The following is an 11,541-nucleotide window of genomic DNA, read 5'->3' as shown; positions in this document are numbered from 1 at the left end:
CGATCGTTGGTAGGAAAGACGGATGGGGACGCAAACAGGTACGCGGGAGTGATCGGGCAGAACCAAGCAAGCTGTTTGAGCGTTCGTCCCGGTTGTACGTGGGAACAGTGGCGTTTTGCCAAAACAGTTCCGATGCCGAAAGACTTCTGCCGGCTTGCCGAGAGGTCGTTAGCTGACGACGGGCGAGTTGTTCTTTAGCGATGGAGTTTGTGCGATGTTCTTCTCCAGGACTGAGTCGGCGTCGACTCCGGCGGCTTCGGCGTTGAACGTCAGGATGACGCGGTGCCGCAGAACCGGCTTCGCGACAGCGACCAAGTCAGCAACCGTTGCGTGACAACGACGATTGACCAAAGCTCTCGCTTTCGCCGCCATCAACAGGGCGATGGTGGCTCGCGGGCCCGCTCCGAACTGAACCATGTTCTTTAGTTCGGCCGACATGCTCCCCTCGTCCGGACGCGTGCCTCGCACGAGATCCAATGCGGCGTTGTAGACGTGGTCCGAGACGACGACGCTGCGGACGAGCGATTGCATCTGTGAAATCTGTTCGACGTCCAGAACCGTTTTCGTTTCGAACGAGTAATCGGTGGTTTGACGTCTTGCGATTTCACGTTCTTCATCCCGAGTGGGATAGCGAACATGGATTTTCAGCAGGAAACGATCCAGTTGGGCTTCCGGCAAAGGATACGTGCCTTCCGTTTCGACTGGATTTTGGGTGGCCAAAACAAAGAACGGATCCGGAAGCTTGTAGGTTTTTCCGCAAACCGTTAGTTGGTGTTCCTGCATCGCTTCGAGCAACGCACTTTGGGTCTTTGGCGGCGTGCGGTTGATTTCGTCGGCCAGAATCACATTGCCAAACAATGGCCCTTCGACAAAGCGGAAGATGCGCTTGCCGGTCGTGTGATCTTCTTCCAACACTTCTGTGCCGGTGATATCGCCGGGCATGAGGTCCGGTGTGAACTGCACGCGGCGAAAACTCAGGTCGGTTAGTGATGCAAGCGTCGACACCATCATCGTTTTGGCGAGTCCCGGCATGCCCTGCAGGATGCAGTGACCGCGGCAAAGAATCCCGATCAGCAATTGTTCCGCGACTTCTTCTTGGCCGACGATCACGCCCGCCAGTTGTTCACGCAACTCGGATAATTTCTCGTGCATTTGATCAACCACCAAAGCAACATCCATTTCCGGTTGTTTTACATGGTTGTTCGTGTGGTTCGAATTGACAGCGTTGATGGTCTCAAGACGGCTGGGCATGGTCTTCTCCGATGGATCTTCCAATGGATGTCAGTTTTTTGTTGGCCAGTTCAATGGCCAAAAGAATGTTCGTGGGGGGCTGTTATTCGGCTGATTGTTCGAAAGTTTGTGCTTCGCTGGCGTCAATCAGTTCGTCACCATCAGCGTCGAGTGAACGGAACTGTTCGTCGGTGCCCGGAAACTCTCGGCGGGATAGGTCGTTGTCGAGGTTTCGGTCCATTCTTTGGAACCATTCGGGTGCCGTCACGCTGGGCGAAGTCTCTGGTTGACTTGTGTCTCGGACGTTCGCCAGTTCACGGTGTGCGGTTGGCCCGAGTCCGATGCAAACACGAATCGGCGACGCGGCTTCCGAGCGGGTGATGGATTGATCGCCATCGCGGTCGAACGTTCGCAGAAGCTGTTCCAATTTCCGCAATTCGCGAATGGTGAATCGACCATCATCGTTCGGGTCCAAATTCGGAAGCAGCGGATAACCATCCACGATCGCTCCGAGAGAAACCTGTCCCGACATCGCTTTCGCGAATTCTGGCGATGGACTTTCTTGGACCCCGCACAAACGAATCGTGACCGCTTCAAATGCGACGTCGATTCCATTGGCATTCGTGGTGGGCACGATATTGGCCGAAACCTCTTTGCCAACTCTGACGACGTCCACACGAGCCGACTCGGGCGATGCGGTGGAGAAGTTGATCGACACTTCGATGTCGGCTGGTTGGACCGACCATTCATTCACTTCGGATTCAGAAACGGTTCCGTCTTGGTCTTCGTCGAGTGATCGAACCAGTTCATACAGCAGCGGATCGGTTTCTTGGACGCCAATTAAATCATCGGGCAACCAGAGCAGCGGACCGTTTGAAAGTGGAATGTGTGCCGGGTCCTTGAGGTTGTCGGCAGCGTTTGCCAGTTCCATTGCGTCGACGACTTCGTCACGATTCGCGTCGCATTTGTTGAATGATTCCACCGATTGCAACATCTCTGGCTGTGACACGGTGCCGTCACGATCTCGGTCCAGGATATCAAAGGCGGGACGTTGATCAGATCGAAAACTTTGGAAATAGGGATGGACCACCAGCAACGGCGGGCCGATCGTCCAATGACTCAGCAACCAATTCGATTCGATATCAGTTAGGTCCTCACCGATCGCCTCTGCGAATCGACGCATCGTTTCGTCTGGGGCGGTGGTCATGCGGTAGGGATCCAACGTAGCTGGACTGATGGGCGGCGTCGCGTCTTCATCCTCTGTGTCGTCCGCATCGTCGTCTTCATCTGCATCCTCGTCATTCCCGTTCTCTTCTTTCCCCTCCTCGGATGCAGCTTCTATTTCGTCCGCAACGGACTCGGACGCTGATGCAACCGCTTCGACTAGATCCGACAATTGCTCCATCAACGGTGGCTGCTCAGCGGTTTGAGCGGACGTTGCGTAGGCGGACCGAACTTCACTGAATGGTTTGCCATCCACTTGGACCTTTGCTTTGACACGCAAGGGACGACCGATTTGCGTCAGTAAGTCTGGATGCGTGATGGCGAACTGGATTTGACCGTCTGCGAAGGACTCATCCGCTTCGTTGTGGCGTGGCAGTTCGATCCGGTACTGAGGCAGCTTTTCGGCTGGCAAACTGGCCGGAGGAGCGATGGGAACTCCAATGATCATGCTCGGCTGCCGAGTCTCTGACGTGCTGCTGCTTAGCATCTTGACCGGCGAGCTTGCCAGTGGCTCAGCGTCGAGCGATTGCGATGTGTCATCACAAACGGCAACGCCAATGCAGCATGGAACGAACGCACTCAGAACGGCAAATGCGATCAACGCAACGTTTCGATTACCGAGACGACTCATGCCAACACTTCCTCAATGGCTCGACCTTCGGCGATGGGGATGGGGCGGCCGCCAGGCGACATGTTGCTAGGTGCACTGCCCAAACCCAACGCTTTGCAGAGCGTGCTGATTAAGTCTTGGACACTAATCTTGCCATCGATCACCTCCGTGCCATCTTCGCTCGTCTTGCCATACGCTTGCCCACCGGCGATTCCGCCGCCGGCAAGCACGCTGGACCAAGCATTCGGGAAGTGGTCGCGTCCCGCGTTTGGATTGATCGCTGGTGTGCGACCGAATTCTCCCATCCACACGATTGTGGTTGACTCGAGCAAGCCCCGGTCTTCTAAGTCTTGCATCAACGTCCCCCAGCCATTGTCGAGGATGGTCGAAAGATTTTGCACGGCGTTGAAATTGTCTGTGTGCGTGTCCCATCCGACCGACGTGCTGTCCGTTCCGAGCGAAACCTCGACAAAGGGAACGCCTCGTTCGATCAAGCGTCTGGCCATCAAGCAACCTTGGCCGAACACGTTGTTGCCATAAGCCTCACGCAGCTTTTCAGGTTCGTCCGATAGGTCAAACGCTTTCGCGTCATCGCTGTTCATCAGCCGAACGGCACCCTCATAAACTTCGTTGTGCATTCCCGCCGCACCGGCTTGGCGTGAGGTCACGAAGTGCGATTGCAAACGACGCCAAATTTTCAATCGCTTGTCCATCCGTTCGGCATCGATGCCTTCGGCTCGATCCAAGTACTGAACCTTGAGGTTGGGATAGCCATCTTCTCCGTTTGACATTCCACCCGGCACATCGGTCGCTCCGACGAACAGCGGTCCAAAACGCGGCCCGAGAAAACCGGGACCAAACGCGTCTTGATTGAATGCCCGATAGGTTCCGATGCTGACGTTGCTGGGAAGACTCATCGTGTCCTCGGCAAGCTGTTTGCCGATCGCGGAACCGATGCACGGGTACTGAACCGGGCCCATCGGTTTTTGACCGGTTCGCATCAGGTAGGACCCACGACCGTGGTCCCCTTCCTTGGTTGACAAACCACGCAGGACGGCGAGTTTGTCGGCCATCGAGCCGAGCTTGGGAAGGTGCTCGCTGAAACGCAATCCAGGAGCCGATGTTTGCACCTCTTTGAACTCACCGCCATTTTCATGGTTGGGTTTCATGTCAAAGGTATCGGTTTGCGTTGGGCCACCACTCATCCACAATAAAATGCAGTGACGACGACGCTTAGGATCATTCGCGGCCGCTTCCGCGAGTGCTGGGAACCAACCGCTCGCACTGACTCCGCCGATACCTGCGGCCATCGACTGCATGAAGCGGCGTCGTGATGGTGAATTCATGTTTGGAAATGACATGGAAACGCTCCGTCAATGGTTGAGGGTGAATTCGGAACTGTTGATCAAGGCCCACAACAAGTCAGCCATCCCGGTGTAACGTTGCTCTCGGTTGGAATCGGCAGGGATGAACTCCGCTACTAATTCGAGTTCGGAGGGACGAGGTGGTCGGGACAGTGTCGCCATGAACAGCACTTCGATTCTTTGTTCATCGGTGAAGAACGGTGCGTTGAGCGATCGAATCAAACCGCTGCTCTGTTCGTGAGTGGCTTGCCCGATCAACGAACCGTTCATCAGCATCAATGCTTGCGGGATTCCCGCCAAATACTCCGAACGGCTCGTCGCCGGAGCAGCGAATTGCTGAAGGAACGTGTCTCGTTGGTTGTTTCCAAATCGGGCGAGGGTGTAGTCCGAGGCCTCGTTCCGTTGGTCCAATAAGGTTGCCACCGCGATGCAGTCATAAACCTGTTCGGGCGTCAGTGTTTTGACATTCATTTGAGCGAACGTTGTCAGACGCTCTTCGATCGCATCGGGTGAATCGTCGTCGCGGTTAGAGCTGCTGGCGAGCTGATAGGCGCGAGTGAGAGCGATGGTTCGAACCAGTTGCTTCAGATCAAAATCACTGTCGATGAATTGGCTGGCGAGCGTGTCGATCAAGTCAGCCGAGACGGGCAGGTTGTTCTCACCAAAGTCATCGACGGGATCCACGATTCCTCGGCCAAACATGTGGCTCCAAACCCGATTGACGGTTGCTCGAGCAAAGTACGGGTTGTTCGGTCCTGTCAACCAATTCGCCAGCCGTTGGCGACGTGGGGCTTGCGGTTGCGAGTCGTCTTGGTCTTCCCATTCCTGGCCCAGGAACCGCGGCGAAATGACCTCTTCCGATTCGGGCAGCATGACTTCACCGCGATCGACATCACGAACTTGCATGACCGTCGAAACGTTCTCAAGCATCGCTTTGGGACGTGAAATCTGGGCGAAGAATGCCGCGTAACTCCAGAAATCTTCTTGCGACCATGGTTCAAATGGATGGTCGTGGCACTGGGCACACTCCAACCGCATGCCCAGAAAAACACGTGAGGTGCGAGCGGCCAATTGGTCGGCGTCCAGCTTCAACGCACTGTAGAACAGCAAAGGTCCGGATTGAGCCAAGCGACCTTCGGCCAAAAGCAATCGGCGGACGATTTTGTCGTAAGGTTCATCATTGGTAAACTGTTCAGCGAGCCATTTCTCAAACGCTTCGCGACCTCCAAAGGCGTCCAAGTCGACTCCTTCCGGAATCAAGAACGATCGCCATACCGCTGCCATTTGCGAGGTGTAGTCGGGCGAGTCGAGCAGATGATCGACCAGTTCTCGATAGCGATTCTCGGAATCGTTCTCGAGAAAACGCCGGACTTCCGTGACCGTTGGTGTGCGTCCGGCCAAGTCCAAGTAGACGCGGCGAAGCAGTTGCAGGTCAGTCGCCCGGTCGACCGGACGGATCTGTCGCTCGGCCCAAAGTTCATCCAAAATCAAATCCGCACGTGCGATGACTTGTTCGTCGTTTCGCGAAATCACCGACACGGGCTGCCACTTGTTGGCAGGACCAACCGGCAACGACACGATCGAATCACGAGCGTCAACGGTTGGTTTAACTTCGTTGCTCGCTGGATCATCGTCCGTTCTGGCCTTGGCAGGTGAGTCATCCAGCATCCCGGGAAGCTTCGTTTCAGGCGAGCTTGCACGGTTGTTTGCCGCAATCCGATCGAGCGATCGAACGTCGGCCGGCGTATCCAGATCCGCGGACGCAAGTTGCAATCTTGTTTGAAGTTCCGTTGTTGATTCTTTGAGGTAAGTCAGGGAAGACGTGTTCAACCGATCCTGTGGCGGATCGCTGACGTTGATGGCCAGCGGCAGTTTTGATTTTGGATCCAATTCCAACGACAACTCATATCGTTGGTCGTCTTGGGTTGCGAATTCGACCTGCAATTCGACAATTTCGCGTCCACGATCCGGTCGTTGCTCCCACTCTTGGTGAGTGATTCGAACGCCACGGAATTGCTCGATCGATTCCGCCGTCAACGGACGGTCCAGCAGCACCATTGCCAACAACTCTTCCTTGGTCGGTGAAGCGTTGCCGGGAAGTGCTAGTGTCGAACTCTTGGTTTCCACATCATGAGAGCGGACCATTACCGTCCGTCGGCGCACATCGACCCAGCGAGTTTCTTCAGGCGTTTGCTGACACGCGACTTGATTTGAAAGATCGAGCCAGCGGTTTCCATCCTCGTCGGCGATCTGGATCAACCCATGCTGCTGCATGGCTTCCATGACCGTGGCCCAAGCGTAGGTGTTGGTGCCGCCGGTCAAGAAAACGATCAACATCACGGAAGCGGCGACGCTGCCGGCCAACCACCAAGAAGTTTTGATCACTCGTTTGGCACTGGCGAGGGTGACCGTTCCGGTGGCGTGAGAACGAGTCAGCTGCGGCGAATGTCCCCATTGTTCGGTGATCTCAGCATCCAAACGCTTGACCAAAGAACGGGGCACGGGAGGCGCATCGAGTGCGTCAGCCAGAAGCATTGCCACCGACGATTCATCGTCTTCGTTGCGATGCAACTCGGACGGATCGTTGTCGATCGACGACGGATGTTGTGGACGTTCGGATGTCATGGAAGCGAACCTGTGCAACCTGGCTTCGTCTTTACAGGAAGAACCAAGCCGATACCTGTTTCGGAGGTGTCGGCGATGTCAGGGATGGAGAATCGTCTGATTGAGTTGGGCGTGAAGTCTCTTTGTCCGGCCCCGAACACTTGGTTTGAGGCGGGACGATTTGCTCGGTTTTCAATTGATCACGCAGAGCTTGGCGGGCTCGGAACAAAGTTCCTTGCACACTTTTTTCGGTCGTGTCCAAACGCTCGGCGATGACCTTGACGCTGATTTGGTCCACGTATTTCCATTCGAGCGTTTGCCGGTAATGTTCTGGCAAAGTGTCAATTGCTTCACGAACACTTTCGCGTCGCATCTTTTGATCGTGCTGAGTGGCGGGATCGTTGTCGTCAGTCGGCTCACCTTGATGTTGAGCGTCTTCCATCAAATGCCGAACACGAGCGGCGGCTCGGTAATGATCTTGAATGCGTCGGTGAGCGACGGTTCTCAACCATCCGCCCGGATTTTCGATGTCGGTGTCCGAGACCGCTGCTGACATCAACGCCAACACAGCCTCCGCGACGATGTCTTCTGCCAAGTGCGCGTCACGATCCACGCGGCAATAAACAAACCGCCAGATCGATGGCACAAAGCAATCGTTCAGATACTGTGCAGCACTTGGCTCACGATTTCGCAGTCCTTCGATAAGTTCAGCATTATTCAAAATCGGTCTCGCCAATCGGCAGGATCACGGACCCGCGGTCCACCAGCATTCAGAGGTAAGTCGAACCTGGTCGAGAATTCACGCGCAGAAACAATCAAAAAACTTGAAAACTGCTTCCGAGGAGGATCCATCATAGCGGAGGCAAGTGCGCCGGATCATTTGCGATGCCCAATCAAGTTCGAAGAAGAACGACACAAACCGGTTGAAAATGCCCTCGGCTCTTTCGTTCCGCTATAAATCAATTGGATGAATTTGTCGCTTCCGGAGCTTCGCGAACCAAGAGGGCATTTTTTGAGAATTTCTGCGTGTGATCCATTCGCGTGCGGCGACATTCTGTAAGTGGGGGACTATCGATGAAGCCTGGCCGCGCGAGACCCAATGCAATTTGAAACACATTCTGTTGATTCGAAAAGCTTGCTTCAGACCGCTTGTCGTCTGTCCGCGTGCGTTGTTGGTCTAATGGTGAGCCTCAACGTTTGCATCGCGGACACGCCACTGGCTGAAGAATTGGTGAAGGATGATTCGGTGGCTCTGAATCACTTGTTTGGTGAAAACGCGATTCAAGACAACGCGGTCCAGTTTCTGGCACGAATGGATGATCTGGATCCGCCTCAGCGGTACGAAGAACTGTCGAAATGGGTCTTGCCGGGCAATGGCCACGGACTACGTCTTGGAGGCTCGATTGCTCGGCCCGCAGGAGCTACCGCTGACGTCGCGGCGAGAGACTGGATTCCGTTGTCGGAATATCCGGAAACCGAATGGATCCACTGTCCCGCTCGTGAATTGGTCCATTTGTCGGTGGAGTTGGGGCGGGAACCGGAACTGAAAAAACGAATTGCGGAATGGAATCCAGCTGGCAATGACCAGGTCCGGGCGAAGGAAGCGATGGTGACATTGCTAACAATCGCTGAGTCGGACCTGAACGGTGTGCGGCATCATTTGATCGAGCGATTCGCTAAGAACCGACATTGGCAAGATCCCAACGCTGCCGATTTGTGGTGGGAAGATTTGATCATTCTTTGGGCGGCGGCTGAGAATCCATCGACGACCGATTTAGTGATCGAAGATCTCTTTGGTGCGTTCTCTGGTCTTCGGGACTACATCCCCGATGCAAATCTGGACCTGACCGCGGACTACCTGTGTTTGTTGTTGGGATATTGTTCCGCACGGTCGCATGAATCGATGACGAGTGTTCCCGAGTCGTTTGATGTTTTTAGCCGAGTGGATGCTTCGTCTCACGGACGCGGAAACGTTTTGCCACGCTTTGCCATGCATGATCAAGGTGTGGAGAAGGTCTCTGGGCACGAACTGGACTACCTCGTCTATCGCAGTCCTTTGCTGGGGGATTTTGAAGCTGTCGCGAAAGTCGCCACCCATAACGGCGCCTTCAGTGAGCTTATGGTTGGTGGAGTTGCCGTGAGCCCATCCGATTCGCGTGCCGTTTCTTCTGTGGGCAGCTTTGCCAAGGGGAATTGGGAGGTGCCGGTTTCGAAACCGATCGAACCGCTGGGCGGCGAAAGCCTGTTGCGGGCGAGCAGTTCAGACGGACAAGTCGAACACTTCTTCAATGGCTATCTGACCCATACCGAATCGACGCACATTGCATCGGCACCGTGGGTGGGCATCCGCGGTTGGCGTCGTTCAAAGGGGCACATCGCCGATCTGCGAATCGCGGGAAGTCCGGAGACGCCTCCAACGATCGATTTACTGAGCGACGTCTCGTTGAGAGGTTGGGCCAGTTACTACAACGCGGATACGAACAACGGGCTGGGGAATTGGAGCATCCAAGCCGAGGACGGTGTGTTCACTTTAGTGAGCGACCGGACCGGCGAATGGTTTGGTTCCAATGAAGAGGAACTGTTGTACTATGTCCGGCCCATCGTTTGGGATGCACGTATTGAATACGAGTTCTTGCACGACGCAATGTCGGCTGACGTGTTCCCTTGTGTCGGCAGGAAAGCGTTTTTGATCGATTCCACCGGTGTATCGTTTCATCAAACCACCGATGGGATGCATCAACAGACGCCGCTTCGTCCCGACAACAGAATGAGGTTGGAAAGCGGTGGGAAGCCCGACATGGTGGAAGGTTGGAATCGGGTCGAGCTGTGGTTCAAGGGCGACCGCGTCGTCGTATTGCTCAATGGGAAAGTCATTGCGAAAGAACAGGTCAGTGGCAATGAGTCACGGACGTTCGGTTTGTTCCACTATCGCGATCAAACTCGCGCGGTGGTTCGCAATCTTCGTCTGAGCGGCGATTGGCATGACTCATTGTCGGAGGTGTCGGAACAGAAACTCGCGTCCAGCTTGGTAAAGGAATTGGAAGCGGCCGCCGAAAAGCTGCCCGAACACTTCGAACATGATTTTGCAAATGGTGTCCCAGCAGAATTGTTCGATGTCGATGGGCGGGCGGATCGATTGTTCTCATTGCCCGATGGCATTCATATGGTGCGAGCAACGCCTTCCGACAAAGTCGCGGTCCGGTTGAACGGTACCATCGATGGCGATTTCGAGATCACGTATGGATTCAAAGACCTGCAGATTGGCGATGAGGAACCAACTTGGCACTGCGGACTCGGGATGACCGTCCAGCTGGACAACGGGCATCGCGATTGTTTGGATGTCTGCATTCGTCGAGACCGAATCAATGGTCTGCATGACATTGCCTTCGCGCACAACAAGAAAAACCTGGGTGGAGGCTACAAGTGGGTTCGTGGTTGGACGCGGCGTGAGCTTTCGACTTCCGGGCGATTGCGTCTGGTCCGGCGAGGCGGAACGATCTACGGCTTGTTCGCTCAAGGTGACTCGTCACAGTTTCACCTGATTGGTTCGACGGGAATTCCGCTGGGCCCGGTTCCACCATTTGGTTTTTATAACTACAGCGTGGGCGGCAATGGAATGAGTGTCAGCGGGACCTGGACGGACCTTCGCATTCGAGCAGAGACGGTGGATCTGCAATTGACGGATACTCCCGAAATGCTTGAAGAAATCAACCAAGCTCGGCGTGGCATGCGTGCTTTGGATCTCAATCTGTCGAAGCAGGGAATGGACGACGGTGATTGGATCGTTGTGGATGGTCCTGTTGAAAGCATTGCCGAAACGAGCGATGGGCTTTTGTTCACAGCATTGGGCGGCATCGAGACGGCCGAAAGAATCGCGATTCTTAAACCGTTGTGGCAAACGTTGACGGCTGATTTTCAATCGGAGTTCTCGATCGTCAAAGCAGTTGGCAATCGTGAACGCGGCATGACCACCGAGGCGGTGATTGGTTTGCATTTATTGGACATTGGGACCGAAGAAATTGCTCCCACGCAAACGACCATCACCGAAGCGACTCTCCTCGTACGCTATAAACCCGATGGAAGAATCGAATTGCGACCACGAATTGTGGGACGCAATCGGGATGGGGAAACGGTCTATCAGCCACTACGAGATCTAACCATCCAGATGCCCGATCAGTTGAGGATCGCGCTGAAGGATCAGACTCTGTACTATCTGTATCGAGCTGACGGTACAGAAGAAGAAAATTTGGTCGCGACTTACAAACTGAAACGCAAGACCGTCGCCACCAGGGCGGAGACTTGGTTCATCGGCGGTTTGAATAACGGTGAGATGCGAGCTCTGCTAAAGCGTATGACGATCCACACCGATCCAACCACGCCGGCAACGAATCCGATAGCCGCTCCAATCATGGTGATGCCTGTGAAAGACGAGACAGCGGAAAGCCCGACTCAGGACGGCGTGCCTTCGCGAATTTACAACTCCATTCGCAACTTGTTTCGCTGAAGCTG

The 11,541-nt window shown here is 54.8% G+C and carries 6 protein-coding genes; 1 reads left to right on the top strand and 5 read right to left on the bottom strand.

From position 1 onward, the window contains the following. Window positions 1-168: 168 nt before the first annotated feature. The 5 genes from RB_RS01065 to RB_RS01045 are packed head-to-tail and all read right to left on the bottom strand — an operon-like array spanning window position 169 to window position 7,753. Entirely contained in the window at window positions 169-1,275 is a 1,107-nt protein-coding gene (locus tag RB_RS01065; protein WP_011117945.1) for an AAA family ATPase, read from the bottom strand. A 58-nt stretch (window positions 1,276-1,333) separates the two neighbouring features. Beyond that, the gene (locus RB_RS01060; RefSeq protein WP_011117944.1) at window positions 1,334-3,085 is read right to left on the bottom strand and encodes an EF-hand domain-containing protein; all 1,752 of its coding nucleotides are present in this window, start codon (window positions 3,083-3,085) and stop codon (window positions 1,334-1,336) included. Continuing rightward, window positions 3,082-4,425 carry a DUF1501 domain-containing protein gene (locus RB_RS01055; RefSeq protein ID WP_011117943.1) on the bottom strand — a complete coding sequence of 448 codons (1,344 nt, stop codon included), beginning with the start codon at window positions 4,423-4,425 and terminating at the stop codon, window positions 3,082-3,084. Before RB_RS01055 ends, RB_RS01060 begins: the two co-directional genes overlap by 4 nt. 12 nt (window positions 4,426-4,437) lie before the next feature. Next, on the bottom strand, window positions 4,438-7,053 hold the full coding sequence (locus tag RB_RS01050) for a DUF1549 and DUF1553 domain-containing protein (RefSeq protein WP_164921309.1): 2,616 nt from the start codon (window positions 7,051-7,053) through the stop codon (window positions 4,438-4,440). 31 nt (window positions 7,054-7,084) lie between these two features. Further along, on the bottom strand, window positions 7,085-7,753 hold the full coding sequence (locus tag RB_RS01045) for an RNA polymerase sigma factor (RefSeq protein ID WP_007335091.1): 669 nt from the start codon (window positions 7,751-7,753) through the stop codon (window positions 7,085-7,087). A 414-nt stretch (window positions 7,754-8,167) separates the two neighbouring features. Here RB_RS01045 and RB_RS01040 point away from each other — a divergent pair, with 414 nt between their 5' ends. Next, window positions 8,168-11,536 (top strand): DUF1583 domain-containing protein, encoded by a 3,369-nt coding sequence (locus tag RB_RS01040; protein ID WP_231846091.1) that lies wholly within the window; start codon window positions 8,168-8,170, stop codon window positions 11,534-11,536. Window positions 11,537-11,541: the final 5 nt, after the last annotated feature.

Source organism: Rhodopirellula baltica SH 1 (assembly GCF_000196115.1).
GTDB lineage: Bacteria > Planctomycetota > Planctomycetia > Pirellulales > Pirellulaceae > Rhodopirellula > Rhodopirellula baltica.
The sequence above is the reverse complement of the archived record's forward strand: the minus strand, read 5'-3'. Positions and strand labels throughout refer to the sequence as shown.

What these genes read in the sequence shown, in the direction of transcription:
- RB_RS01060 (WP_011117944.1), bottom strand. Translation starts at nt 3,085, where the DNA reads ATGAGTCGTCTCGGTAATCGAAACGTTGCGTTGATCGCATTTGCCGTT.
- RB_RS01055 (WP_011117943.1), bottom strand. Translation starts at nt 4,425, where the DNA reads ATGTCATTTCCAAACATGAATTCACCATCACGACGCCGCTTCATGCAG.
- RB_RS01050 (WP_164921309.1), bottom strand. Translation starts at nt 7,053, where the DNA reads ATGACATCCGAACGTCCACAACATCCGTCGTCGATCGACAACGATCCG.